This is a genomic window from Streptomyces sp. A2-16 (assembly GCF_018128905.1).
In the GTDB taxonomy this organism is placed as follows: Bacteria; Actinomycetota; Actinomycetes; order Streptomycetales; family Streptomycetaceae; genus Streptomyces.
Genome location: NZ_CP063808.1, coordinates 5,537,575 through 5,563,376, shown reverse-complemented (window position 1 = coordinate 5,563,376; position 25,802 = coordinate 5,537,575). Strand labels below are relative to the sequence as shown.

Here is a 25,802-nt window from a genome sequence, read left to right as displayed (position 1 = left end):
AAGGCCGGTGAAGGGGGGAGGATGCCCGTATGAGTTCCCTGCCCACGAGCACTCCCGCAGCCCAGGGCGTCGACGCGGCCGGTATACAGGCCTTCCTCGACGCCCTCGAAGCAGAACCGAACCTTCACCCGCACAGCCTGATGCTGCTGCGGCACGGCCAGGTCGTGGCCTCCGGCTGGTGGGCGCCGTACGCCCCGGACCGGCCCCAGCTCCTGTACTCGCTCAGCAAGAGCTTCACCGCCACGGCCGCCGGGTTCGCCGTCGCCGAGGGGCTGATCCGACTGGACGACCCGGTGATCTCGTACTTCCCGGAGTTCGAGGCGGACATCACCGACCCGCGCAGCCGCACGATGCTGGTACGCCACGTGGCGTCCATGGCCAGCGGGCATGCCGAGGAGACGCTGGACCGGGCGCGCGCTCTGGACAGCGACGAACTCGTCCGGGGCTTTTTGCTGGTCCCGCCGGACCGGGACCCCGGCACCGTCTTCGCCTACAACCAGCCCGCCACCTACACCCTCGCCGCTGTCGTCCAGCGGGTCACGGGGCAGAAGCTCACCGAGTACCTGCGGCCCCGGCTGTTCGAGCCGCTCGGCATCGGCGAGGTGGCCTGGATCGCCGACCGCAGGGGCCGCGAGCTCGGCTTCAGCGGGCTGCACGCCACCACCGACGCGATCGCCCGGCTCGGCCAGCTCCATCTGCGGGGCGGGGTCTGGGAGGGCGAGCGGCTGCTGCCCGAGTCGTGGGTGGCCGAGGCGACACGCGTCCAGATCGCGCATGAGGCACCGGTGGTGGGCGGCTGGTCGGACTGGCAGCAGGGCTACGGCTTCCAGTTCTGGATGTCACGGCACGGGTACCGCGGGGACGGGGCCTATGGGCAGTTCTGCGTGGTGCTGCCCGAGCAGGACGCGGTGCTCGCGATCACGTCGGAGACCGTGGACATGCAGAAGGTCCTGGACCTGGCCTGGGAGCATCTGCTCCCCGCGTTCGGCGCCGGCCCGCTGCCCGGCGGTGAGGCGGCGGACGTGGCCCTGGCCGACCGTCTGACACGGCTCGCCGTGCCGTCCGCCGAGGGCAAGCCCGCCCCCGCCGACCGAGCGCAGGACCGGAACACCGTCTTCACGCCCCACGGCGGCACGTGCGTCGACCAGCCGACCCTGACCGCGATCGAGGTGGACCCGGGTGGCCGGGTGACCCTCGTGGACGACGGCGACCGGCTGGAACTGGCGCCGGCAGCCGGGGAGAGCGGCTGGACGGTCGTCGAGGAACCGGTGCCGGTCGCGGTGAGCGGTGGCTGGACCGACGCGGAGACCCTCGTCGTCGACGTGGCGTTCCTGGAGACACCGCACCACCTGCTGGTGACGTGCTCGCTCGGGGACCGCACGTTCACCGCGCGCTGGCGCACCCAGCCCCTGCACGCCGGTCCGCTGCGGCGGATGCGGGCGCCGGTTCAGTCCGAGGGCACGTGAAGGGTGCTCAGGAAGGTGTCCAGCGCCTGCCGGTTCGCGGTGTCCGCCCAGTCGGCCGCGGGCGTCGTCCAGCGCAGTGAGTAGCCGCGGCCCCCACCGATGAGGAATCCGCGGCCGAAGGTGCGCACCCGGGTGCCGTCGACCTCCTCGACCCACTGCATGTCGGCGGCCTCGCGGCCCTGGTAGGTCGTCGCGCGGATGTCACCGAGGCGCTCGTAGCCGGGGTTGTCCCGCAGCCCCGGTTCCACGTCGTCGCGCCACACCGCCACGGCGTCGTCGCCGACGGCCTTGCTGTAGGTCACGGCGAGCGTACGCGGGTCGCCGGGGGCGCCGAAGGTGACGCGGTACGCCAGGTTCTCCTGGCGCTGGGTCTCCAGCGGCTTCCAGCCCTTGGGGAGGGCCACGGAGAAGCCCTCGGGGGAGTGGTACTCGCTGTACCCGGGCGGCAGTCCCGTGCCCGCGGTGGGACCGACCGTCCTGCTCGGAGTGGGCTTGGGGGTGGGTGTCGGCGACGCGGGCGGCTCGGAGCGCTCGTCGGTGCGGTTTCCGGATGCCGTGACCGAGGGGGAAGGGAGCGGGGGCTGCGGCACGGGCGCGGAGGCCGTCGCGGACGGGGCGGTCGCCTCACCGGCCGTGGCACCGTCGCCGCCGGGCAGCGCCTTGGTCACCGTGAGGACGGCGGCGGCCACCGTGACGACGGCCAGCGCGGTCCCCGCGACCAGGAGACGGCTGCTGCGGCCGGGGGCCGCGCCGTGCAGGACGCGCAGCCGGGACCTGGACTCCTGCGGCGCCTCCGCCTCGTGGCCCTCGTCGAGGACCCGCAGCAGGGCGCTCCGCACGGCCGAGCGGCTCAGCCGCTCCTGGGAGCTCTTGCGCAGCAGCCCCTGCACGGTCTGGGTGAGCGGCCCGGCCCGCACCGGGGCCCTCAGCGGCAGCCGGTCGACCCCCTTCAGGGTGGCCGCGGGACGGTCGCGGTCGCGGAAGGGCGGACGTCCCTCCACGAGCGTGTAGAGGATCGCGCCGAGCGCCCACAGGTCCGCGGCCGGGCCGATGCGCTCGTCACGGGCCTGTTCGGGGGAGGCGTACGACGGTGCCGAGAGCCTCGGGGCCAGGGTCGCGCCGGCCAGGCCCCAGCCGGTGACGATGACGGAGCCCCGGTGGTGCACGAACACCTGGCCCGGGCTGAGTTCACCGTGGGTGATGCCCTCGCCGTGCGCCGCCTCCAGTACCTCCAGCAGCTCCAGGCCGATGCGGGCCGCCCGTACATGGTCGAACGTTCCCTGCCGGCCGAGGAGTTCGCCGAGCGGGACGCCGTCGATCGGCTCGGTGACGGTCCACAGGACGCCCTCCTGGGCCACCGCGTCGACGACGGCGGCGATCCGGCCGGGGGAGACCAGCCGCATGGTCTTGGACATCCGGACCACTCCCGCGGCGGTCCGCAGCGAGGTCTCCTCGTCGGTGCCGGCCGGCAGCACGATCTCGGTCAGCAGGCAGGGGCGTTCGGCCGCCGTGTCCTCGCCGTACCAGCAGGTCCGATTGGTCTCGCGGTGCAGGACGTCCAGGGGCCGGTACCGTCCGGCGACCAACTCGTGTGTGGAGACGTGCGCCTTGACCATGTCATCCCTCGCTGAACCCCTGGCTCTCACCTTTCACAGAGGTACGGGGGGTGCGGCGGGATATGTTCAATCACATCGTCAACCGTTGGAATCCGCTTTCTGGTTGCTCGGTTTCTGACTCAGAAGTCAGTGGAACGAACACGGTCGGACACGTCCCTCACCGCAGTCCGAACCGCCCGGCCCAGGCCATGACGTCCGTGGTGGTCGCGTTGCCCCCGCACACGACCAGGCCCAGCCGGCAGTCCTCGCCGACGCGCTCCAGCACCGTCCGGGCGGCGGGCAGAAGGCACCCGGCCGCTGGTTCGCCCCACACCTTGGCGTGGTCGGCGAGGTCGAGGCAGCCCCGCACGGCCTCCCGGTCGGGGACCACGAGGACCTCGGTGACCAGAGCCGCCACATGGTCGTAGGTCAGCTGCGAGACGGACGGGGCACTCAGCGTGGAGACCAGGGAGGACAGCGCGACCGGCACGGGTGCCCCCGCGGCGAGCGCCCGGGACATGGCCTCGGCGCCCTCGGTCTCCACGCCCCAGACCCGGACACCGGGACGCCGCGCCCGCAGTGCCGCAGCGACCCCGGCGATCAGGCCGCCGCCCCCGACGCTGACGAGGACGTCGGTGACGTCGCCCGCGTCCTCGGCGAACTCCAGCCCGACCGTCCCCTGCCCGGTGATCACCACCGGGTCGTCGAAGGGGTGGACCAGTGTCAGTCCCTCGTCCCGTAGCCGGTTCACCAGGGAGAAGGCGCCGTCCATGTCGTCGGTCAGCCGCAGCGAGGCTCCGGCCGCCGTCACGAGCTCCACGGACCGGGCGGGTGCCGAACGCGGCATGACCACCGTGGCCTTGACGTCGAGCGCCGCCGCCATGTGGGCGAGGGCGATCCCGTGGTTGCCGCCGCTGACCGCCACGACCCCGGCCGCCCGCTCCGCCTCGCTCAGCGACAGCAGCTTGGCCGTCGCCCCGCGCGCCTTGAACGAGCCGGTGCGCTGGAGCAGTTCGAGCTTGACGGTGACCGGAGCACCGAGCAGCTCGGACAGACCGGGGCTGGGCAGGGTCGGCGTGCGTACGACGTGTCCGGCGATCAGTCCGGCCTGCTGCTCGATGTCCTTGATCCCGATCAAGACGGTTCCTTCCGGCGGGAGAGCTCCTCTCGAACCCTGTCCCCACCGACCGCGCAGGTCAACTCGGTATCAGAGATCGCGCCGCAGGAGGTAGTCCAGCAGGGGCCGCAGCTCGTACGCCGTCTCCGCCGCCGCGAGACGACGGCGTGACTCGGCGAGGGCGGCCGCCCTGCCACCGCACTCCTCGACCAGGGCCGCGATCTCCTCGGGAGCCCCGTCCGACTCCAGGAGCCGCGCCAGGCGCGCCGCCGCGGGAGTCGGTGAGTCCAGGGCGGCAAGCACCGGGAAGGTCTTCTTGCGCTCCCGCAGATCGCCGTGCACGGGCTTGCCGGTGACCAGCGGATCGCCCCAGGTGCCCAGGACGTCGTCGACGATCTGGAACGCCACCCCCAGCTGCCGTCCGGCCCGGTCCAGCGCGGCGACCGCGGCCGGGGGTGCGCCGCCGAGCAGGGCGCCCAGTGCGGCCGCGCAGCCGAGCAGCGCCCCGGTCTTGTGCTCGGCCATGACCCGGTACTCGTCCGGCCGCACCCGTTCCGGCCCCCTCCAGGGGCGCGTGGCGAACAGGAGGTCGTCCGCCTGCCCGCGCACCAGGTCGGACAGTGCGGTGGACAGCAGGCGCACGGCGTCGGCGCCGGAGTCGGCGAGGGTCTCGACGGCGAGGGCGAACAGGGCGTCGCCCGCGAGGACGGCCGGTCCGGTGCCGTACGCCTTCCACACCGTGGGGCGGCCGCGCCGGGCCGGGTCGCCGTCCATGATGTCGTCGTGGAGCAGCGAGAAGACGTGCACCAGCTCCACCGCGACCGCCGCGGGCACCCCGGCCCGTCCGGGCGCGCCGGCCGCCTCGGCACCGAGCACGGCGAGCGCCTGGCGCACCCCCTTGCCGGCGGACGCCGCGGCCGGGGCGCCGCCGACCTCGCACCAGCCGAAGGAGTAGGCGGCCATCTCGCTCACCCAGGGGTGCAGCCGGCCGACCGCCTCCTGGAGCGCGGGCCGTACCAACTCGCGGCTGCGGGTGAGGACTTCGGGGGCAGTGAGGGTCGTCACGCTACCGCCGCCGTCCGCACGCCGAACTCCTCCTGCGCCCGCGCCACCATCTCCCGCGCGTGCCGCAGCCCCGTGCGCTCCAGCGTCCGGGCCAGATCGTCCAGTTCGGCGGCCGTCTCGGCGCGGTCGCGGCCCAGGCGGGCCAGGGACTTGGCGAGCCCCAGCCGGGCCAGCGCCTCGCCGCGCGGTTCGCTCATGGCGCGGAACTCGGCGAGCGCCTGCTCGTACAGGTCACGGGCTTCCTGGTAATGCCCGGCCCGGTAGTGGACGTTGCCGCGCATCTTGTGGTTGTAGGCCAGCGCGCTGGACAGGTTCATCTCCCGGCAGGTCGTCTCCGCCTCGGAGAGCAGGGCGAGGGCCCGGTCGGTGTCGCCGTCGCGCACCGAGACGAGGTCGGCGAGCCCCCGCAGTGCCCAGGCGTGACCGCGCCGGTCCTCGGCGCCCGCGGCGATCTCGGCCGCCTCCTCGAACATGGCGAACGCGGTGTCGTAGGACCCGGTGTTGCGGTGCATCTGCGCGATGCCCGACAGCGCCCAGACCGTGTGCCGTGCCTCGCCGCGCCGCCTGGCCTCGGCGAGCAACTGCTCGTGCAGCCGGCCGACGGCCTCGTAGTCGCCCTGGATACGGCCGGTCTCGGCGAGGCCTGCCAGCGAGTAGCCGCGCACGACGACGTCCCCGCCGCGCTCGCCGAGTTCGGCCGCGAGTCCCAGCAGCCTTCGGGCCAGGGCGAATCCGCCGCGCTGCCGGGCCAGGGTGCCGCCGCTCCACAGTGCCCAGGCCATGCCCGCGGTGTCCCCGGCCCGGCGGGCGGCCCGGTAACTCGCCTTCCAGGTCCGGTCGGCGTCGGCCACCCGGCCGAGCCTGCGCTGCGCCTCGGCGACCGCGAGTCCGGAGCGCGCCGCCTCCCCGTGCCGTCCGGCCCGCTCTGCTGCTCTCAACTGCTCGGTGCCGGTGGCCAGGACCTCGTCCAGGGAGGAGTTCACGGAGAGAGTGGTGAGCGCGCCCTGGTACTCCGGGGCGAATGCCTTGCCGTACATGCGTGCCTTTCCGTCCGTATACACCTCATCTATACCTGCTGTGTATACATGGTGTGCATAGTGCCTCGAAAAATGAGCCCCGGCCCGGGAGCCGGGGCGTCATCCGTTGCCGGTCAAGACGTGGACGGAGCCGGACGGGTTGCCTGTGAGGCGCAGATCACTGCCTGGAACTCCGCAGTGCCGCAACACTGTTGCGGGGCGCTCAGTGCTGCTGCGCCTTCTGCGGGGTCGCCTCGCTCGGTCGTACGACGACGTAGCCCGAGCCCTGCAGCATCAGCTGCACCGCCTCGCCGGAACCGCCGCGCAGCATCGACCCTATGGACTGCGAGCGGTGCAGCGAGGTGTTGAGGCCCGCCGTCCAGCCGACGACCGCGTCCGTGTCGACGTACACTGGGAACTCCGGCGAGACCGGGATCACCAGGGGGTTGCCCTCGCAGACCAGGCCGAGCCTGCCGTGGCCGGTGAAGACACTGTTGAACAGACCGCCGCCGGCGATGCCCGCGCCCTTCACGGTCGAGATGCGGTAGGCCAACGAGGCGTCGAAACACAGGACGTTGCGGCCGTTGACCGTGAACTCGTCGCCCGGTTCCACATCCACGATGAAACAGTTCTGCGCCTCGTGCGCGAACCAGGCCTCGCCCTGCCCGCGCACCGCCATCAGGGGCAGTCCCTCGCCGGTGACGGCCCGCTTGAGCATGCCCCCGACGCCCTGGCCCTTGCGCTCGAACTGGAGATTGCCGCGATAGGCGACCATCGCCCCCTGGCGGGCGAGCATCTCGCCGTGCACCGCGTACCGGATGCACTTGGCGTTCTCGACCGTCATGCCCGGCGCGGTGGCCGGCTGCACCATGTGCTCATTGGAAAAGAGGTCACCCTTCATGGGGGCATCCTGGCCCGGAGGGATCCCCTCCGCCAAGATCCCGTGCGATACGCGCATCAGGCGCCGAACATCTGGGTCCAGTACGTGCCCGCGGGGCCCCCGCCCGCGAAGCCGATCCCGATGTGGGTGAACGCGGGCTTGAGGATGTTGGCGCGGTGCCCCGGGCTGTTCATCCAGCCCTCGACGACCTCGGCGGCGGAGCGCTGGCCGCACGCGATGTTCTCCCCGATCGAGCGGCGGTCGCAGCCCGCGGCGGCCGCCCGGTCCCAGGGCTGGGTGCCCTCGGGCGAGGTGTGGGAGTAGAACGCGCGCACCGCCATGTCCGTGCTGTAGGCCTGCGCGGCACGGGCCAGAAGGGGGTCGACGGCGAGAGGCCGCAGGCCCGCCCCGGCGCGCTCGCGGTTGGTGAGGCCGACCACCTCGTCGACCGTCCGCGTCAGGTCCGCGGGCGTGAGCGGCCTGGCCCACAGCGCTGTCCAGTAGGTGTCGCCGGAGCGCCCGTCGGCGGCGCGGGCCAGGCCGACGTGGCTGAAGGCCGGGTCGTGCAGGGTCCGCCGGGGCTGTTCGGTGCGCAGACAGTACTCGACGAGCTCGGCCGGACCCCGGGGCCCTGAGACCAGGTGCTCGCCGACGGTGATGTACGCGTACCCGGTGGCGGTGAGCCGCTGGAACACCGAGACGCCGTCGGGGCTCTCGACACCGAGCCGGCCCGCCGACGCCATGGCCGAGGCGTGGGCGCGGGCGGCGTCGCCGAGCCGGGAATCGAGCGTGACGGCGGGCGAACCGGCCCTGGAGCGAGCGGAGTTGACCAGGGCGAGGAAGGCGGCCGGCTCGGGCGCGGGGGAGGGCGACGTCAGCGGTACCGGCCGGGGCGCCGGTGATCCCGAGGACGCCCGGAAAGCGGGAGCGGGAGCGGTCCGCGGCCCTGATGCCACGGGCGTCCGGGCCGCGGGTGTCCGTACCGGGGGAACGGCGGACCGGGGTGTCCCCGGTGCCGTGAGCGACGGGGCAGGAGCCGTGGCCGTCGGCGGGTCGTCCACGACATCCACCCCGAAGTCCCGCGCCAGCCCCGCGAGTCCGTCCGCGTACCCCTGCCCGAGCGCCCGCAGCTTCCAGCTGTCGCCCCGCCGGTAGATCTCCGCGAGCAGCAGCACGGTCTCCTGGCGGGGGCGCGCCGGCGTGAACCGGGCCAGCGCACGGCCACCGGCGCCCGTGACCTGCAGGACCGGCGCGGGCAGCCGGCCCAGGGGAGTGCCGGGGTCGGCCGGGCTGACGACCACCGTGACCCTGCTCGCACCCGCGCGCAGCCGCCGGGGATCGACGGTCAGCGCATCGCCGGAGAGCCGGGCTCCGGGGGCGGAGGGCTGGTTGTAGAACACGAAGTCCGCGTCGCCCCGGACCCTGCCGCCGTCGTCCGTGACGAGGGCGGACACGTCGAAGGGGCCGGGCACCCGTACGGTGACGGCCCCTTCGGGAAGGGGCAGATTGCCCCCGGGGACCAACTCGCTCATCGCGCCGCCCTGGTGTCGTCGTTCGCGGGAAGAACGCACACCGGGGCGCGGGGGTTCCCGGGGCGCGGTCAGTCCAGCGCGACCGCCGGCGCCATGTCCTCGTGCCGCTCCAGCGGAGCCCTGCCGCGCGGGGCCTTGCCCAGGGGGGCCTTGACCGACTTGCCGCAGAACGCGGAGTCCAGGGTGCGCAGCATCGTGTTGAGGACCGTGCCGTTGTTGGACGTGTTGGCGACCGCGGCGAGCGTGCGCCTGCCGTCCTTCGAGGCGAACGCGTAGGTGTAGAAGCCCTGCACGGCACCGGTGTGGCCGTACACCGAGACCCCGCACGACAGATCGCGGCGGCGCAGCCCGAGTCCGTACGCCTGGGCGGTCCCCGACGGCATCCACCGCTCCATCTGCGCCAGTTGTGCGGCCGAGGTGAGCCGCCCCCCGAGCAGCGCGGACAGGAAGGTGTTCAGGTCCCGGGTGCTGGAGACGAGCGCGCCCGCGCTCTGCGCCCACGACACGGTCTGTTCGGTCGCGTCGACGAGCGGGGCGCCCGCCTCGTCCGGGGTGAGGTAGCCGCGGGCGTGACGGCCGGGGATCTTCATGCCGGGGTGCACGTAGAACGTGTCGCCGAGCTTCAGCGGCCCGATGATGCGGTTCTCGTACTCGGTCCGCACGGGATTGCCGGTCAGCTTCTCGATGAGCATCCCGGCGACGACGAAGTTGGTGTTCGAGTACGAGTACGCCGCGCCCGGCGCGTTCGTGCGCGGTTGGCGCAGCGAGCGCCGCACCAGTTCCGCGGGTGTGAAGACCTGCTTGCGGACCGCCTCGAACCCCGGGACCGTCTTGGCGAACATGGCGTTGGTGTAGTCGTACAGGCCGCTGCGGTGACCCAGGACGTGCCGCACCGTGATCCGGTCGTCCGGCAGCAGCCCGGGCAGGTAGCGGTTGACCGGCGCGTCGAGCTTCAGCTTCTTCTCGTCGACCAGTTGGAGCAGGACGACGGCGGTGAAGGTCTTGGTGACGCTGCCGATGCGGAACCGGTCGGCCTCGCCCATCGCCCGCTTGCTCCCGCGGTCCGCCACGCCCACCGCGGCCCGGAACACGGTGCCCCCGTCGTCGACCCGTGCCATCGACCCCGGCGCGCCCTGCGCCTGCGCGGTACGCAACACGCTGCGCAGACCCGCGAGGTCCACCGCCGGGGCCGCGGACGTTCCGGCGTGGGCGGGGACCGTGAGAAGGGGCAGCAGGACCGCCCCGGCCACCGTCCCGACCACCACTCGTGCTGATGTCATACGGCTCTTCTCCTTGGCTGATCACAGCAACGGCACAGGCAATCCTGCTTCTTTTATTGACGTCGGAAAAGAATCCCCCTAGGTTCCCGACCATGCGCACGACCTCAAGCGCCGAGACCTTTCCCGCCAACACCCCTGCCGCCTCACAGGTGTTCACCGCCGTCCTCTCGCACGGGCCGCTCGCCCGTCTGGAGGTCGCCCGGCGTGTCGGACTGTCACCGGCCGCCGTCACCAAGGCGGTCCGGCCCCTCATCGAGGCCGGCTACCTCGTCGAGGGCGTGGACGAGGACGCCCGCCCGGCCCTCGGCCGGCCCGCCAGCCTCGTGCGGGTCGACGGCGGACGGGCCCTGTTCATCGGCGTCAAGGTCACCGGCGACGAGATCATCGGTGTCCTCACCGACCTGTGCTGCCGCATCCGCGTCGCCCGCCATCTGCCGCTTGCCGACCGCGAGCCGAGGACGGTCCTCGCGGGCATCGCGGAGATCACCCGCGAGCTCCTCGCAGAGACGGACGGTTCCACGGCTCCGGTCCTCGGCCTCGGCATCGCGGTCTCCGGCGACGTCGACAGGGGCGAGGGCACCGTCCGCTACTCGCCGTTCCTGGAGTGGCGCGACGTCCCGCTCGCCGAACTCGCCGCCATGACCACCGGGTTGCCCGTCACCGTCGACAACGACGTACGCGCCCTGACCGTCGCCGAGCAGTGGTTCGGCGCCGGTGCGGGCCTGTCCGACTTCGCCGTGGTCACGGTGGGCGCCGGCATCGGCTGCGGCCTGGTGGTGCACGGCCGGGTCGTCGCGGGGGCGCACGGAGTGGCCGGGGAGATCGGCCATGTGACCGTCGATCCGTCCGGCCCGCTCTGCCACTGCGGCAACCGGGGCTGCGTCGAGGCGATCGCCGGGGAGGCCGCGATCGTCCGGCAGGTCCGGGAAGCCACCGGTGCCGAACTCCCCGACGCCGCGGCCGCCCTGGCCCTGGCACGCGCAGGGGTCGCCGGAGCCCGGGACGTGTACGCCCGCGCCGGTGAGGCGATCGGCCGGGGAATCGCCACCGTCGCCAACCTCCTCGGCCCCGAACGCGTGATCATCTCCGGCGAGGGACTCGCCGCCTACGACCTGTTCGCCGAACAGATCCGCGACGCCTTCGTCGCGGCCGCCTTCGGCTCCGCCGCCCAGTGCGACGTCCGCACCCGCCCGCTGCCCTTCGACGAGTGGGCCCGCGGCGCCGCAGCCACCGCCATCCAGTCCTTCATCGCCCCGGACACGAGCCGGTAAGCACCCGCGCAGCCGACAAGAACCCGCACCCCATTGGAGGTACGACCCATGCGGTCATCCTCGTACTTCGCCATGCCCGCCAGAGCCCTGCTGGTGCTCGCCCTGACCGCGGTCGCCGTCCCCACGGCCCACGCCGCCGACACCGCCCCGACCGCCGCCCTCGCCGCCAAGCCCTACATGGGCTGGTCCAGCTGGAGCATGCAGTCCTCCAAGTACCCCGGCCTCAACCCCGACGGCGACTACAGCTACCTCACCGAGGCCAACGTCCTCAAGCAGACCGACGCCCTGGCCGCCAAGCTGAAGAAGTACGGCTACGAGTACGTCAACATCGACGCCGGCTGGTGGATGGACAAGACCTGGAAGTCCGGGTTCGACCAGTACGGCCGCCAGAAGCCCGACCCGATCCGCTTCCCCCACGGCATGAAGGCCGTCGCCGACCGCATCCACGCCAAGGGCCTCAAAGCCGGCATCTACCTTCCGGCCGGCCTGGAGAAGGGGGCGTACGGCGACGGGAAGACCCCGATCTGGAACGCCGACGGCTGCACCACCGCCGACATCGTGTACGACGACCTGCGCACCACCAACGGCTGGGACAGCGCCTACAAGCTCGACTTCTCCAAGCCCTGCACCAGCAAGTACATCGACTCCCAGGCCCGGTTGATCGCCGACTGGGGCTACGACTTCCTCAAGCTGGACGGCGTCGGCCCCGGCTCCGGCAAGAGCGGCGACCAGTACGACAACGTTGCCGACGTGGCCGCCTGGAACAGTGCGATAGCCGGCACCGGCCGCCCGATCCACCTCGAGCTCTCCTGGTCCCTCGACATCGGACACGCCGCCGACTGGAAGAAGTACTCCCAGGGCTGGCGCGTCGACACCGACGTCGAGTGCTACTGCAACACCCTCGTCAGCTGGGAGAACTCCGTCGACGACCGGTGGGACGACACACCCGCCTGGACCCGGCACGCAGGACCGGGAGGCTGGAACGACCTCGACTCCCTCGACGTCGGCAACGGACAGATGGACGGCCTGACCAAGGCCGAACGGCAGAGCTACGCCACCCTGTGGGCCATCGCCAAGTCCCCCCTCTACACCGGCGACGACCTCACCCGCCTCGACTCCTACGGTCTCTCCCTCCTGACCAACCGCGAGGTCATCGCGCTGAACCAGGGCCCCAACCCGCCCGCGCACCCGGTCACCCCGTCCGACCCCCAGCAGGTCTGGGCCTCGAAGAACCCCGACGGCACCTACACCGTCGCCCTGTTCAACCTCGCCGACGCCCCCGCCGCCGTCACCGCCGACTGGAGCACCCTCGGCTTCACCGGCAGGGCCGCCGTCCGTGACCTGTGGAACCACGAGAACCTCGGCACCCACCGGAACAAGGTCACCCAGGCCCTGCCCGCCCACGGCTCCCGTCTGTTCACGGTCACCCCGCACGGCAGCGCGCTCACGTACACCGGCCACGAGGCCGAGTCCTCCGCGAACACCCTCGGCGGCAACGCCTCCGTCGCCGACTGCTCCGCCTGCTCGAACGGAAAGAAGGTGGGCAACTTGTACCTCGGCGGCAAGCTGACCTTCAACGACGTCATGGTCGCCAAGGCCGGCACCTACCAGATCAAGGTCTCCTACATCAGCGGTGACGCCCGCTCGGTGGACGTCTCGGCGAACGGCGGCGGCGCCACCCGCCACAAGCTCCCCGCCACCGGCGACTGGGGGACCGTGTCCAGCGTGTACGTGCCCGTGACCCTCAAGGCCGGCGCCAACACGATCACCTTCGACAGCGGCACCGGCTACGCGCCGGACATCGACCGGATCGACGTACCGAAGTCCTGACCGAGCCACCAGGAGCCGCCATGACCCCCGCCCCCTCGCGCCGCGGAGTCCTCGCCCTGACCGCCGCGCTCGCCGCCCTGCCCACCTTCAGGGCGACCGCCGCCCCGCACAGACCCACCGACTCCACCGCCCCCGGCACCGACACCCGCCACCAGTTGTGGTGGCAGGCCCCCGCCGACGAGCACTCGATGATCGAACAGGGCCTGCCCGTCGGCAACGGCCGCCTCGGCGCCCTCACCAGCAACGACCCCGGCCGTGAACTCCTCCTCGTCACCGACGCCACGATGTGGACCGGCGGCCTCAACGACACCCTCGACGCCGACGGCCAGTTCCCCTACGGCCGTCAGGACTTCGGCTCCTTCACCCTGCTGGCCCGGCTCACCGTGGACATCCCCGACCACGACCTGTCCGCCGTCTCCGGCTACCGCCGCACCCTCGACCTCGCCCGGGGCGTGAACGAGACGTCGTACGTCCGCTCCGGCGTGACCTACCGGCGGCAGATCTTCGCCAGCCACCCCGACGACGTCATCGTCCTGCACTTCACCCAGAGCGGGGGAGGCCGCTACACCGGCACCGTCACGCTGGAGGGCACGCACGGCGAGGAGCCCGCGGTCTCCTTCGGGGCCGCCCTCCCCAACGGCCTGAGATACGGAGCCGCCGTCACGGCGTACGGTTCCGGCGGCAGCGTCACCGTCGAGGGCCCGCACATCGGCTTCACCGGGTGCCGGGACCTCACCGTCGTGCTCAGCGGGGGCACCAACTACACCCCCGACGCCGCCGCCCGCTTCCGCGACCCCGACCTCGACCCGCGCACGCTCGCCCGCACCAAGGTCCGTGCGGCCGCCCGGCATTCGGCGGCGGCCCTGCTGCGCACGCACACGGCCGACCACCACACGCTGTTCGGGCAGCTGGACGTCTCGCTCGGCACCTCCTCCGCCGAGCAGCGCTCCCTCGACACCTGGGAGCGGCTCCACGCACGCGCCCGGGACGGGGCGCCCGACCCCGAACTGGAGGCCCAGTACCTCCAGTTCGGCCGCTACCTGATGATCGCGGGCTCACGCGGCAGCCTCCCGCTCAACCTGCAGGGACTCTGGCTCGACGGCAACGACCCCGACTGGATGGGCGACTACCACACCGACATCAACATCCAGATGAACTACTGGGCGGCCGACCGGGCGGGTCTGTCCCCGTGCTTCGACGCCTTCACCGACTACTGCGTCGCCCAGCTCCCGTCCTGGACCGACCTCACCCGCAGGCTGTTCAACGATCCCCGCAACCGCTACCGGAACTCGACGGGCAAGAACGCCGGCTGGACGGTCGCCATCTCCACCAACCCCTTCGGCGGGGGAGGCTGGTGGTGGCACCCGGCGGGCAACGCCTGGCTGTGCAACTCCCTCTACGAGCACTACGAGTTCACCGCCTCCCGGGCCCATCTGGAGAAGATCTACCCCCTCCTGAAGGGCGCCTGCGAGTTCTGGGAGGCACGGCTGCTGACCACGACCCTCCCGGGCACCACCCGGGAGGTCCTCGTCGCCGACAGCGACTGGTCGCCCGAGCACGGCCCCCTCGACGCCAAGGGCATCACCTACGCCCAGGAACTCGTGTGGGCCCTGTTCGGCAACTTCTGCACGGCCGCGGCCGAGCTGAGGAAGGACACGGAGTTCGCCGCCACGGTCGCCGGCCTCCGCAAACGCCTCTATCTCCCGCAGGTCAGCCCCACCACCGGCTGGCTCGAGGAGTGGATGTCCCCCGACAACCTCGGCGAGACCACCCACCGCCACCTGTCCCCGCTCGTCGGGCTCTTCCCCGGCGACCGCATCCGCCCCGACGGCTCCACCCCCGCCGAGATCGTCGAGGGCGCCACCGCCCTGCTCACCGCCCGCGGCATGGAGAGCTTCGGCTGGGCCAACGCCTGGCGCGCGCTGTGCTGGGCCCGCCTGAGGAACGCCGACAACGCCTACCAACTGGTGGTGAACAACCTGCGGCCCTCCAGCAAAGGCAGCAACGGCACCGCCTTCAACCTGTTCGACATCTACCAGGTGGAACAAGGGCGCGGAATCTTTCAGATCGACGCGAATCTGGGTACCCCTGCGGCAATGATCGAGATGCTGCTCCACTCCCGCCCCGGCCACCTGGAACTCCTGCCCGCCCTGCCCGACGCCTGGGCCGCCTCCGGCTCCCTCAGCGGAGCGAACGCCCGCGGCGGCTTCGTCGTCGACCTACGCTGGCGGAATGGGAAACCGACCGAAGCACGGATCCGCAGTGTCGGCGGCCGCACCACGACGGTCGCCCACGCCGGAAGCGCGCGCACGGTGACACTGAAACCCGGAGCCACCGTCACCCTGAAGGGCTTCGACCGATGAGGCACCGGACGGTCCGAGGGGCGCGGCTGCTCGCCGTGACGGTCGCGGCCGCCGTGCTCCAGGCCACCCCCGCACCGGCCGCCGTCAGCCCGCCCGACGGGGTGATCACCTGGGGCACCAGTGCCTACCGCATCGGCGAGTCGGCCGCCGACCGCGGCTACCGCATGGTCGTCCGCACCAGCGTCGGCGGCCGCGACCCGCGGATCCGGCTCTCCAACGCCTTCGGGGACCGCCCGGTGACCTTCGACAGCGTCTACGCCGGCCTCCAGCTCAAGGACGCCCGGCTGGTGTCCGGCAGCAACCGCCGGCTCACCTTCGACGGCTCCTCCTCCGTGATCGTGGAACCCGGCTCCACCGTGTACAGCGACCCGCTGCCCGGCAGGCTGGCCGCCGGGTCGAACCTGGTCGTCAGCCTCCACTCCCCGGACGCGGCGGGCCCGGTCACCGGGCACTGGATGGCCCTGCAGACCTCGTACGCCACCCGGGGCGACCACACCGCGGAGGAGAGCGGCGCGCACTGGACCGAGAGCATCGGATCGTGGTTCTACCTGGACGCGGTCTCGGTGCGCACGCCCTCCGCCACCGGCGCCGTGGTCACGCTCGGCGACTCCATCACCGACGGGTGGCAGTCCACGACCGACCTGAACCGCCGCTGGCCCGACTACCTCGCCCGCCGCCTCCAGAAGGCGGACACCGTGGTCAAGGGCGTGGCCAACGAGGGGATCTCCGGCAACAAGGTGCTCGCCGACGGCGCCGGGCCGAGCGCCCTGAACCGGCTGGAGCGGGACGTCCTCTCCCAGCCGGGCGTGCGCACCGTGTTCCTCTTCGAGGGCGTCAACGACCTCAAGGCGCACACCGGTGTCACCGCACAGGACCTGATCGGCGGCTACCGCCAGATCGTCGACCGGGCCCACGACGCCGGCAAGTGTGTCGTCGTCTCCACCATCGCCCCCTTCAAGGGCTGGCCGGAATGGGACCCGGCCGCCGAGGCCGTACGACAGGAGGTCAACGACTTCATCAGGAGCCACGGCGACGAGTTCGACGCGGTCACCGACTTCGACCGCGTCCTGCGCAGCCCCTACGACCACGAGCGGATGCTCCCCTTCTTCGACGGCGGGGACCACATCCACCCGGGCGACAAGGGCATGCAGGCGATGGCCGACGCCGTCGACCTGAAGAGCCTGGACTGCAAGCGCCGTTGAGGGACCGTCAGCCGTCGGCCGCCGTCTGCGGGGCGATCAGCCCCTCGCGGTAGGCGACGGCCACGGCCTCGGTGCGGCTCGCCGCACCCAGCTTGGCGAGGATGTTGGAGACGTGCACGCTGGCCGTCTTGCCCGTGATGAACAGCTCCTCGCCGATCTGGCGGTTGCTGCGCCCCCGGGCGAGCAGCCGCAGCACGTCCTGCTCGCGAGCCGTCAGAGGTGACGCGGTGGCGGCCGGGGAGTCGGCGAGACGGCCGCGCCGGATCAGTGCGTCCGCCTGCTCCAACAGCACCTCGGCGCCCAGCCGGGCGAACACCTCGCGAGCGGCCCGCGCCTCGACGGCGGCCTCCTCGCGCCGATCGGCCGCGAGCAGGGCCTCGGCGTACCGCAGCCGGCACCGCGCCGGTTCGTACACGTCACCGAAGTCGAACGCGGCGACCGCCTTCGCCCAGGCCTGCACGTCCGGCCCCGAGGTGGCCCGCGTCCACTCCGCCTCCGCCCGGGCCAGCCAGGCCTGCCCCTCCGGGCCCTGCGGTATGCCGCCCTCGCCCCGCACGGTGGCGGTCCTGGCCGGCTCCACCAGTTCGGTCGCGGTCTCCGCCCAGCGAAGCGCCCCGGCCAGATCCCCCTTGAGGCGCAGCTCGGCGGCCCGGTCGGCGACCGCGGACAGCGCGAGGGCGGCCAGCCGGACGGTGACGTGAGGAGGCGCGCCGGTCTCGTCGGTCAGTGCCGCGACGGTGGACCGCATCCGCTCCACGGCCTCCTCCGCATCGCCCCGCAGCGCCGCCGCGTCGGTCAGCACGATGCCCGCGACGAGCGTGGCCATCCAGTCGAACGGCCCCTCCAGCAGCACCCGGGCCCGGTCCGCGGCACTGAAGTCGCCGCGCGCGAGCGCCACGTACAGCGCGGGCGCCATCGTGTACCCGCCGGCCGCGGGCAGCACCTCGGCGTCGGTGTTCGCCGCCCGGACGCAGTCGTCCCAGCGGCCCAGCGTGTACAGCACCAGCAGCCGCAGATAGCGCATCTCCATCGGATACGGCGACGACAGCAGCCCGGCCCGGCGGGCGCGGTCCAGGCCCTCGGTGATCCAGGGCAGGCACTCCTCGAGATGCCCGGACTCGAAGGTGCCCACGGCGAGATTGAACAGCGCCCGCATCTCCACCGGCGCGTTGCCCGAGCTCCGGGCCAGCTCCCGGGCCTGCCGCAGCCGCTCCCGTCCCTCCGCCGTGCGTCGGCCGCCGCCCTCGAGGATCGCCAGGGAGATCAGCAGGTCCGCCCGGGCGTCCGTGACGCTCAGCTGCTCCGCCCTGCCGAGGGCGTGCCGGGCGATCCGCAGCGCGGTCTCGTTCTCCCCGACATGACGGGCCGCCAGCACATGGGTCGCCGCGGCCCACACCCAGGTACGGGACGGGGGATCGGCGGGGATCATGGCGAGCGCCTCGCTGCTGTAGGCGAAGGCCGCGGTGAGGTTGTCGACGCTCATGAGGTTCCCGGCCAGGGTGTAGCGGACCCGGGCGGCGAGCTCGGAGTCCGCCTCCTGGCCGACGCCGGCGAGCGCGGCCCGCGTGAGGGAGACCGCCCGGTGCAGTTCGCCGGTGTGCGCGGCGGCGGCCGAGGCCCGCAGCATCAGCCGGACCTGGTCGACCCCCTCGGCCTCGGGCCGCGCGGCCGGTTCCACCGCCGACCACAGGTCGAGGGCCGCCTCCAGATGCCGTAGCTCCTCGGCGGGCGCCCCCACCCGCTCTGCGTGGTCCGCGGCCTCCAGCGAGGCGGCGAGCGCGGGGGCCAGCTCGTGGCTCTCGCGGTAGTGGTGGGCCCGCTCCGCCGCGCTCTCGGCCCGATGGCCCCGCCCGTCGAGCAGCCGGGCGAACGCTCCGTGCAGCCTCGCCCGTTCGCCCGGCAGGAGATCGGCGTACACGGCTTCCCGGGCCAGGGCGTGCCGGAAGGAGTACGTGTCCCCCTCGCCGGGCACCAGCAGCTGCCGCCCGATGGCCTCGCGCAGGGCCGCCTCCAGTTCCTCCTCGGGCAGGCGCACGGCGTCCCGCAGCAGGTCGTGCTCGACACGCCGCCCGGCGACGGCGGCGGTGCGCAGCACCTGCTGAGCGGTGTCGGACAGCTGCTCGAAGCGGATCAGCAGCACATCGGCGAGCCCACTGGGCATCCCGCCGTCCCCGCTCCCCGTGGCGGCGAGCAACTCCTCGGCGTAGAAGGCGTTGCCCTCGGCCCGCTCGACGATCCGCCGCACCGTGGTGTCCGGCAGCGGCCCCTCGCGCAGCGCCCGCACCAGCCGGGCCACCTCGCCGTCGGCCATCGGCCGCAGCTCCAGCCGCTCGACACCGGGCAGCCGCACCAGCTCGGCGAGCAGCGGCCGCAGCGGATGTCGTCGGTGCAGATCGTCGGCGCGGTAGGAGGCGAGTACGGCCAGCCGATGTGTGGGCGCTCCTCCCGCCGACCGCTGCAGGATCCCGCGGCTGAGCAGGAACCGCAGCAGGTCCCGGGACGACTGGTCGGCCCAGTGCAGATCCTCCAGGACGAGCAGCAGGGGATGGGCGTCGGCGAGGTCGGCGAGCAGCCCGGCGATGCCCTCGAACAGTCGGAGCCGGCCACCGGAGTCCCCGGCGGAGCCGCCCCCCAGCAACCGCTCCACCACCGGATGGGCGGTGAGGGCCGCGGCGAACCGCTCGTCCTGCGCGAGCGCCCCGAGCACCTCGGTGAACGGCAGGTACGGCAGTCCGACATCACCGAGATCGACACAGTGACCGGTGAGCACGGTCATGCCGCTTCGGGCAGCCCTGCGGGCCACCTCGTCGAGGAGCCGCGTCTTGCCGACCCCGGCGTCCCCGGCGACGAGCACGGCCCGCGCCTCTCCACCCCGAGCCCGCTCCAGCACCCCGGAAAGCCGGACGAGCTCGTCTTCTCGCCCGATGAGGGGCGTACTGATGGAGATCTGCGACACGCGTACATCCTGGCACTTCGCACGGCCGGCCGCGCGACCCGCCCGGGGTCAGACCGGCCGGCCCCGGCTCATCGGCGCAAGGTGCGAGCCCAGTCCGCCGGCACCCGCCCCTCGGGCCCGGGCGCCGGCTGCGACTGCGGATGACTCCCCGGCCCCGCCAACTCCGGCCCCGCCTCGAACATCTCGTTCGTCTCGAAGTTCCAGAACCATTCCTCGCCCGGCTCGAAGCTCTGCACCAGAGGATGCCCGGACTCCCCGAAATGGCCGGTGGCGTGCTGACCGGGCGAGGAGTCGCAGCACCCCACGTGCCCGCACTGCGCACACCGCCGCAGATGGAACCACCATCCACCCATCGCGTCGCACTCCACACACCCGTCCCCGCTGGGCGGCACGCTCGGGTCGATCCCCTTGATGTCGGTCACTCCGGCTCCTCGGTCGTCTCGTCGTTGTCCACGGCGGTCAGCGGAAGCAGCACCTGGAAGCGGGTGTCGCCCGGCGACGACTCCACCTGGAGCGTCCCGTGGTGCTTGTTGACCACGATCCGCCAGGAGATGTCGAGCCCGAGACCCGTCCCCTCGCCCACCGGCTTGGTGGTGAAGAAGGGATCGAAGATCCGTCCGCGGATGTCCGGCGGCACCCCGGGCCCGGTGTCCCGGAACTCCACCAGCAGCCGGTCGTGGTCGAGGGCGGTGCGGACGGTCAACGTGCCCTCCCCGCCCACGCTGTTGATGGCCTGCACCGCGTTGTCGATCAGGTTGGTCCACACCTGGTTGAGCTCGGCGGGGTAGGCCGGGATCCTCGGCAGTGTCCGGTCGTACTCCTTGACGACCTTGATCTGCTGACCGATCTTCCCGGACAGCATCAGCAGCGTGCTGTCGAGGAGTTCGTGCACGTCGGCCACCTGATAGGGCGCGCGGTCCAGCTGGGAGTACTGCTTCGCCGCGTCGACGAGGTGCGAGATCCGGGCCGTGGAGTCGTTGATCTCGTCCATCAACAGCTCGGTCTCGACGGTGTAGTTGAGCCAGCCGATCGCGTTCGGCAGCATCTCCTCGTCGAGGGCGGCCGCGACCTGGTCCAGCCAGTCGACGTCCAGGCCGGCCTGGACGAAGGTGGGCGCGATCCGCCAGCCCTCCTGGATGCCGTGGTCGTCGAGCCAGTCGGCGAGGGTGTCCTCCCGGTCGGAGGCCTCCAGAGGGCTCAACGTCGGCGCCTTGGCGACGCGTTCGGCGGTGCGCTCCTGGATGTCGATCAGGTTGGCCATGACCTCGGGGCTGTAGGAGCCCTGGGCGATGATGCCGAGCTTGTGGCGCATCTTGCCCACCCGCTCGCGCAGCGTCGACGTGGCCCGTACGGCAGCCGCCGCCGGGTTGTTGAGCTCGTGCGTGAGACCGGCGGACAACGAGCCGAGCGCCAGCAGCCGTTCCCGCTGCCCGATGGCCCGCTGGGTGTTCTTCGAACCGAAGAAGAGCCCCTCCAGCAGATGGACCGCCATCGGGAACCATTCCTGCATGAAGGCCGAGAACGTCTCCGCGGGCAGCACGAAGAACCGTGAGGGCTCGGTGACCCGCATGGAGCCGTTGTACGTCTGCTGCACGCGGTCGCCGAGGTACGCCTGCATGGATCCCGCGTAGACCCCTGGCTGCGAGGTGCGACTGATCTCCACGTCGTCACCGCCGACCCGGCGGGAGAGGACGACCGTGCCCTCGATCATCACGTAGAAGCAGGTGGCGGGTTCACCCTCGGTGTACACCGGACCGGGTTCGAACCGCTCCACCCGGCCCCCGGCGCACAGCTGCCCGAGCTGCTCAGGGGTGAGCTTCTCGAACAGGAACAGCGACCCGATCTCCCCGGGGCTGCACGGCATCAACTGCCCGCTCACGACTGCTCCAGATACCGGTGGACGAGCATCACGGCCATGGCTCCCTCTCCGACGGCGGACGCGACCCGCTTCGCGGACTCGGCGCGCGCGTCGCCCGCGACGAAAACGCCCGGAACATTGGTCTCCAGGTGGTACGGCGGCCGGTCCAGCTCCCAGTCCGCAGGCGGTCGCCCGTCGGCGGTCAGGTCGGGCCCGGCCAGGATGAACCCGTGCTCGTCCCGGAGCACCGTGCCGTCCAGCCAGCCGGTCAGCGGGGCCGCCCCGATGAACACGAACATCCACTGCGCGTCGACGAGTTCGGTCTCACCGGTGTCCACGTCGCGCAGGGTCAGCTGCTCCAGATGGTCCGAGCCGTGCGCCGACTCCACGACGGTACGCGCGCGGACCGAGATGTTGGGCGCCTCCTCGATCTGCTGGATCAGGTAGTGCGACATCGACGCGGCGAGGTCGGGACCGCGCACCAGCAGGGTCACCGACTTGGCGCCCCGGGACAGGTACATGGCCGCCTGTCCGGCCGAGTTGGCGCCGCCGACGATGTAGATGTCCTGCCCCTGGCAGGAGGCCGCCTCGGTCAGCGCCGAGCCGTAGTACACCCCGCACCCGGTCAGGTCGGTGCAGCCGGGCGCCTCCAGCTGCCGGTAGGACACACCGGTCGCCAGGATCACGCTGTGCGCGGCCACCGCCGACCCGTCCGAGAAGCGCACGGTGCGAGCCGCGCCGTTGACCTCCAGGCCGGCCACCTCACGCGCGGTGAGGATCTCGGCGCCGAACTTGGTCGCCTGCCGTCGGGCCCGGTCGGTGAGCTGGGCACCGGACACACCGTCGGGGAAGCCCAGGTAGTTCTCGATCCGGGAGCTCTGCCCGGCCTGTCCGCCGGTCGCGGAGCGCTCCACGAGCACGGTCCGCAGCCCCTCCGAGGCCCCGTACACCGCCGCACCGAGCCCGGCGGGGCCGCCGCCGATGACGACGAGGTCGTAGAAGTCGGCGGTCGGGGTCGTGGCGAGCCCCACGTGCGCGGCCAGGTCGGGGGCCTCCGGCTCGACAAGGGGAGTGCCGTCCGGGGTGATCACCACCGGCAGCCGCTGTCCGTCCTGCGCCGCGGCCGCCAGCAGCCGCTGCCCCTCGGGCTCGTCGGTGGAGTACCAGCGGTACGGCACCTGGTTGCGGGCCAGGAACTCGCGCACGTCCGAGGAGCGCGCCGACCAGCGGTGCCCGATCACCTTGGTGGCGGGCACGGGCCGGTAGTCGCTGCAGCGCCACGCCTCCAGGAGGTCGTCGAGGACCGGGTAGAGCTTCTCCTCCGGCGGGTCCCAGGGCTTGAGGAGGTAGTGGTCGAGGTCGACGACGTTGATCGCGTCGATCGCCGCGTTGGTGTCCGCGTACGCCGTCAGCAGCACGCGGCGGGCGCCCGGATACACGTCCAGGGCCTGTTCGAGGAACTCGATGCCGTTCATCTGCGGCATGCGGTAGTCGGCCAGGATCACCGCCACGAGGTCGCCGCGCAGCTTCAGCTCCCGCAGCGCCTCCAGCGCGGACTCCCCGGACTCCGCGCGCACGATCCGGTACGACTCGCCGTAGCGCCGCCGCAGGTCGCGGGCGACGGCACGGGAGACCCCCGGGTCGTCGTCCACGGTCAGGATGACGGTCCGCGCCGATTCGGCGGCCTGTGCCATGCGTCTCCCCACCCCGGGCGGTCGGTCGGGGCATGACGCCCCCCGTGGGCACCGGCCCGGTCCCGCCCATCGTATGTTCGATCGCCCGGCTTCGCGCAGGTATGGCAGACCCTGCCGGGGTCAGGCTCGGCGCTCGCCCAGCACACAGAACTCGTTGCCCTCGGGGTCCACCAGCGTCACCCAGGACTGCTCGCCCTGCCCGATGTCCGTGTGCCGCGCGCCCAGGGCGAGGAGGCGGGTGACCTCGGCGTCCCGGTCGTCGGGCCGGAAGTCGAGATGGAGCCGGTTCTTGACGGTTTTCGCCTCCGGCACCGGCACGAACAGCAGTCCCGGCATCCGGTCCTTGTCGGGGCGGATCTCGAACTCGTCCGGGGCGTCCCCGACCACCACCCAGCCCAGCGCCTCGGCCCACCAGCGCCCGAGGGCGACGGGATCGGCCGAGTCCACGATGACTTGTTCCCATTCCAAGGCCATACGAGCAGCGTAGTGAAGACTGGACCTGACGCACGTGACCGCGAACAGGGAGGCCACCGCATGACCCGCCCGATCACCGCAGGCATCGACGGAACCGAGGAGAGCCTCGCCGCACTGGGCTGGGCGGCCCGGGAGGCGGTCCGGCGAGGGACGGGACTGCGGGTGGTCCACGCCTGGCGGTTCCAGCCGTACGAGGGGATCGACGCGGGGGACCGGGACACCCAGGCAGGCTGGGCGCGGGACGCCATGGCCGAGGCCGTCCGGACCGTCACGGGGCGGCACATCGGACTCGACGTGGACACCGACCTGGTGGAGGGCGGCAGTGTCGACGTGCTGGTCTCCGCCGCGGCCGATGCCGAGTTCCTGGTCCTGGGCTCCCGCGGGCACGGGCCGGTGGTCGGCTTCCTGGTGGGCTCGGTGGGCCAGCAGGTGATCGCCGAGACGACGCGGCCCGTGGTGCTGGTGCGGGCGGGGGACCAGGCCACCGCGGAGGTCTCGGGGCGCGAGATCGTGGTGGGTCAGGAGGGCGACCCGGAGGACAGCGCGGAGACCCTGCGGTTCGCCTTCGAGACGGCGGCGGCCCGGGGCGCGACCGTGCGTGCCGTGCGGGCCTGGACGCTGCCGCCGGTGTTCGCCTACAGCCCGGGCTCGCTCAAGCTGCTCGACGAGGCCGGCGGTCTGGAGCCGTACGAGAAGAAGGCCCTGGCCTCGGCGCTCCAGCCGTGGCGGGAGCGCTTCCCCGACGTGCCGGTCGTCGAGCACGTGGAGATGGGCAGCGCGGGGCAGGTGCTGCTGTCGGTGACGGCACGGGCCCAGTTGATGGTCGTGGGCCGCCGGGCCCGCCGTACCGCCGTGGGCGCGCGGATCGGCTCGGTCGCCTACGGCGTGCTGCACCACGCGGACTGCCCGGTGGCCGTGGTGCCGCACAACTGAGTCACTCCGTGCTTGCGGGCGTGGGCTGGAGCGTCTCCCGGGCCTTGGGAAGGATGTTGGTGATGTAGTCGTCGACGGCGGTGTCCAGCCCGATGTCGTGCTGGGCCCGCTCGGACAGGTACCAGCGGTGTTCGAGCAGCTCGTGGTAGATCTCCGCCGGGTCCATCGACCCGCGCATCTCCAGCGGCACGGCCCGCACGGTCGGACGGAAGACGTCCCGCACCCACCGGTGCGCGAGCACCTCGGGGCGGGCGCCGAGCGGGTCCCCCGGGGCGTAGTCGTCCTGGGTGGCCATCCAGCTCTCCAGGTCGTTCAGCAGCCGCCGGGCCTGGTTCTCCTCGGTGTCCAGTCCCGTCAGGCGCAGGAGCTGGCGCTGGTGGTGACCGGCGTCCACGACCTTCGGCACGAAGGTGACCGTGTCGCCGTTCGGCGCGTGCTCGATCTGCATCTCGGCCACGTCGAAGCCGAGGTCGTTGAGCCGGCGGATCCGGCGCTCTATGAAGTGGTACTTGCCCGCCGGGTAGACGGACCTGCGGGTCAGTTCCTCCCACAGGCTGCCGTAGCGGGAGCAGATCTCCATGCCGAACTCGATCGCGTCCACCGAGGGGTGCAGCGCCCCGGACGCCTCCAGGTCGAGCAGCTCGCCGCTGATGTTCACGCGCGCGAGGTCGAGGTCGTAGTCCCGCTGTCCGGGGCTGAGCTGGGGATGCAGGTCGCCGGTCTCGGCGTCCACCAGGTAGGCGGCGTAGGCGCCCGCGTCCCGTCTGAAGAGGGTGTTGGACAGGGAGCAGTCGCCCCAGGCGAACCCGGCCAGGTGCAGACGGACCAGGAGGACGGCCAGCGCGTCCATCAGGCGGTGCATGGTGGCGGGCCGCATGGTCGTCTCGAACATCGAGCGGTACGGCATCGAGCCGCCCAGGTGCCGGGTGACCAGCACCGACTCCAGCGGGGCTTCCTCGGCGTCGGTGCGCCCGGTGACCACGGCGAGCGGGTCGACGGCCGGGATGCCGAGCCGGTCCAGATCGCGCAGCAGCTCGTACTCGCGCAGTGCCGGGCGCTCGGCGAGCTCCTTGACGGCGATGACCTCGTCGCCGGCGCGGGCGTAGCGCACCACGTGGCGGGATATGCCGCGCGGCAGCGGGACCAGGACCTCCTCCGGCCACTGCTCCAGGGGCAGGTGCCACGGCAGTTCGAGCAGGAGCGCGGGATGCTCCGGGTTCGTCGCGCTGATCTGCAGTGCCATCGGTGCTCTGTCCTTGCCTGGGCGGTG

At 72.4% G+C, this 25,802-nt stretch carries 19 protein-coding genes; 6 read left to right on the top strand and 13 right to left on the bottom strand.

Features of this window, described 5'->3' with window-relative positions; genetic code table 11:
- Positions 1 to 29: 29 nt before the first annotated feature.
- Positions 30 to 1,466 (top strand): serine hydrolase domain-containing protein, encoded by a 1,437-nt coding sequence (locus IOD14_RS24910; RefSeq protein ID WP_212671570.1) that lies wholly within the window; start codon positions 30 to 32, stop codon positions 1,464 to 1,466.
- Here IOD14_RS24910 and IOD14_RS24905 read toward each other — a convergent pair.
- The 7 genes from IOD14_RS24905 to IOD14_RS24875 form a co-directional block, all read right to left on the bottom strand.
- Positions 1,448 to 3,082 carry a serine/threonine-protein kinase gene (locus tag IOD14_RS24905; RefSeq protein WP_123987034.1) on the bottom strand — a complete coding sequence of 545 codons (1,635 nt, stop codon included), beginning with the start codon at positions 3,080 to 3,082 and terminating at the stop codon, positions 1,448 to 1,450. The two genes, IOD14_RS24910 and IOD14_RS24905, sit on opposite strands and share 19 nt — an antisense overlap.
- 157 nt (positions 3,083 to 3,239) lie before the next feature.
- Entirely contained in the window at positions 3,240 to 4,199 is a 960-nt protein-coding gene (locus IOD14_RS24900) for a threonine/serine dehydratase (RefSeq protein ID WP_212671569.1), read from the bottom strand.
- 69 nt (positions 4,200 to 4,268) lie between these two features.
- Positions 4,269 to 5,243: a polyprenyl synthetase family protein gene (locus IOD14_RS24895; RefSeq protein ID WP_212671568.1), complete on the bottom strand. Its 975-nt coding sequence runs from the start codon at positions 5,241 to 5,243 to the stop codon at positions 4,269 to 4,271.
- Positions 5,240 to 6,280 (bottom strand): tetratricopeptide repeat protein, encoded by a 1,041-nt coding sequence (locus tag IOD14_RS24890; RefSeq protein WP_123987031.1) that lies wholly within the window; start codon positions 6,278 to 6,280, stop codon positions 5,240 to 5,242. The genes IOD14_RS24895 and IOD14_RS24890 overlap by 4 nt, the downstream gene beginning before the upstream one ends.
- 202 nt (positions 6,281 to 6,482) lie before the next feature.
- Positions 6,483 to 7,160 carry an AIM24 family protein gene (locus IOD14_RS24885; protein ID WP_123987030.1) on the bottom strand — a complete coding sequence of 226 codons (678 nt, stop codon included), beginning with the start codon at positions 7,158 to 7,160 and terminating at the stop codon, positions 6,483 to 6,485.
- Positions 7,161 to 7,216: 56 nt separating this feature from the next.
- Complete coding sequence (locus tag IOD14_RS24880; RefSeq protein WP_212671567.1) at positions 7,217 to 8,671, bottom strand: CAP domain-containing protein; 1,455 nt, start codon at positions 8,669 to 8,671, stop codon at positions 7,217 to 7,219.
- A 68-nt stretch (positions 8,672 to 8,739) separates the two neighbouring features.
- Positions 8,740 to 9,951, bottom strand: a complete 1,212-nt coding sequence (locus IOD14_RS24875) for a serine hydrolase domain-containing protein (protein WP_174269041.1) — start codon at positions 9,949 to 9,951, stop codon at positions 8,740 to 8,742.
- Between the two features lie 92 nt (positions 9,952 to 10,043).
- Here IOD14_RS24875 and IOD14_RS24870 point away from each other — a divergent pair, with 92 nt between their 5' ends.
- Genes IOD14_RS24870 through IOD14_RS24855 form a run of 4 tightly spaced genes read left to right on the top strand, consistent with a single transcriptional unit; the run spans position 10,044 to position 16,617 of the window.
- Positions 10,044 to 11,222 (top strand): ROK family transcriptional regulator, encoded by a 1,179-nt coding sequence (locus tag IOD14_RS24870; protein ID WP_212671566.1) that lies wholly within the window; start codon positions 10,044 to 10,046, stop codon positions 11,220 to 11,222.
- A gap of 48 nt (positions 11,223 to 11,270) precedes the next feature.
- Positions 11,271 to 13,052, top strand: a complete 1,782-nt coding sequence (locus tag IOD14_RS24865; protein ID WP_123987027.1) for a carbohydrate-binding protein — start codon at positions 11,271 to 11,273, stop codon at positions 13,050 to 13,052.
- A gap of 20 nt (positions 13,053 to 13,072) precedes the next feature.
- Positions 13,073 to 15,415 (top strand): glycoside hydrolase N-terminal domain-containing protein, encoded by a 2,343-nt coding sequence (locus tag IOD14_RS24860; RefSeq protein ID WP_123987026.1) that lies wholly within the window; start codon positions 13,073 to 13,075, stop codon positions 15,413 to 15,415.
- Entirely contained in the window at positions 15,412 to 16,617 is a 1,206-nt protein-coding gene (locus IOD14_RS24855; RefSeq protein WP_123987025.1) for an SGNH/GDSL hydrolase family protein, read from the top strand. Before IOD14_RS24860 ends, IOD14_RS24855 begins: the two co-directional genes overlap by 4 nt.
- A gap of 7 nt (positions 16,618 to 16,624) precedes the next feature.
- Here IOD14_RS24855 and IOD14_RS24850 read toward each other — a convergent pair whose 3' ends face one another.
- The 5 genes from IOD14_RS24850 to IOD14_RS24830 all read right to left on the bottom strand — a co-directional run bounded on the left by IOD14_RS24850 (position 16,625) and on the right by IOD14_RS24830 (position 23,599).
- The gene (locus IOD14_RS24850) at positions 16,625 to 19,573 is read right to left on the bottom strand and encodes a helix-turn-helix transcriptional regulator (protein WP_212671565.1); all 2,949 of its coding nucleotides are present in this window, start codon (positions 19,571 to 19,573) and stop codon (positions 16,625 to 16,627) included.
- A gap of 68 nt (positions 19,574 to 19,641) precedes the next feature.
- Entirely contained in the window at positions 19,642 to 19,995 is a 354-nt protein-coding gene (locus IOD14_RS24845; protein WP_123987023.1) for a UBP-type zinc finger domain-containing protein, read from the bottom strand.
- On the bottom strand, positions 19,992 to 21,452 hold the full coding sequence (locus IOD14_RS24840; RefSeq protein WP_212671564.1) for an ATP-binding protein: 1,461 nt from the start codon (positions 21,450 to 21,452) through the stop codon (positions 19,992 to 19,994). Before IOD14_RS24840 ends, IOD14_RS24845 begins: the two co-directional genes overlap by 4 nt.
- Positions 21,449 to 23,125 (bottom strand): FAD-dependent oxidoreductase, encoded by a 1,677-nt coding sequence (locus IOD14_RS24835; protein ID WP_123987021.1) that lies wholly within the window; start codon positions 23,123 to 23,125, stop codon positions 21,449 to 21,451. The genes IOD14_RS24840 and IOD14_RS24835 overlap by 4 nt, the downstream gene beginning before the upstream one ends.
- A 120-nt stretch (positions 23,126 to 23,245) precedes the next feature.
- On the bottom strand, positions 23,246 to 23,599 hold the full coding sequence (locus tag IOD14_RS24830) for a VOC family protein (RefSeq protein WP_123987020.1): 354 nt from the start codon (positions 23,597 to 23,599) through the stop codon (positions 23,246 to 23,248).
- A gap of 60 nt (positions 23,600 to 23,659) precedes the next feature.
- Here IOD14_RS24830 and IOD14_RS24825 point away from each other — a divergent pair, with 60 nt between their 5' ends.
- Complete coding sequence (locus tag IOD14_RS24825; RefSeq protein ID WP_212671563.1) at positions 23,660 to 24,532, top strand: universal stress protein; 873 nt, start codon at positions 23,660 to 23,662, stop codon at positions 24,530 to 24,532.
- A 1-nt stretch (position 24,533) separates the two neighbouring features.
- Here IOD14_RS24825 and IOD14_RS24820 read toward each other — a convergent pair whose 3' ends face one another.
- Positions 24,534 to 25,775: a DUF4032 domain-containing protein gene (locus IOD14_RS24820; protein WP_123987018.1), complete on the bottom strand. Its 1,242-nt coding sequence runs from the start codon at positions 25,773 to 25,775 to the stop codon at positions 24,534 to 24,536.
- Positions 25,776 to 25,802: the final 27 nt, after the last annotated feature.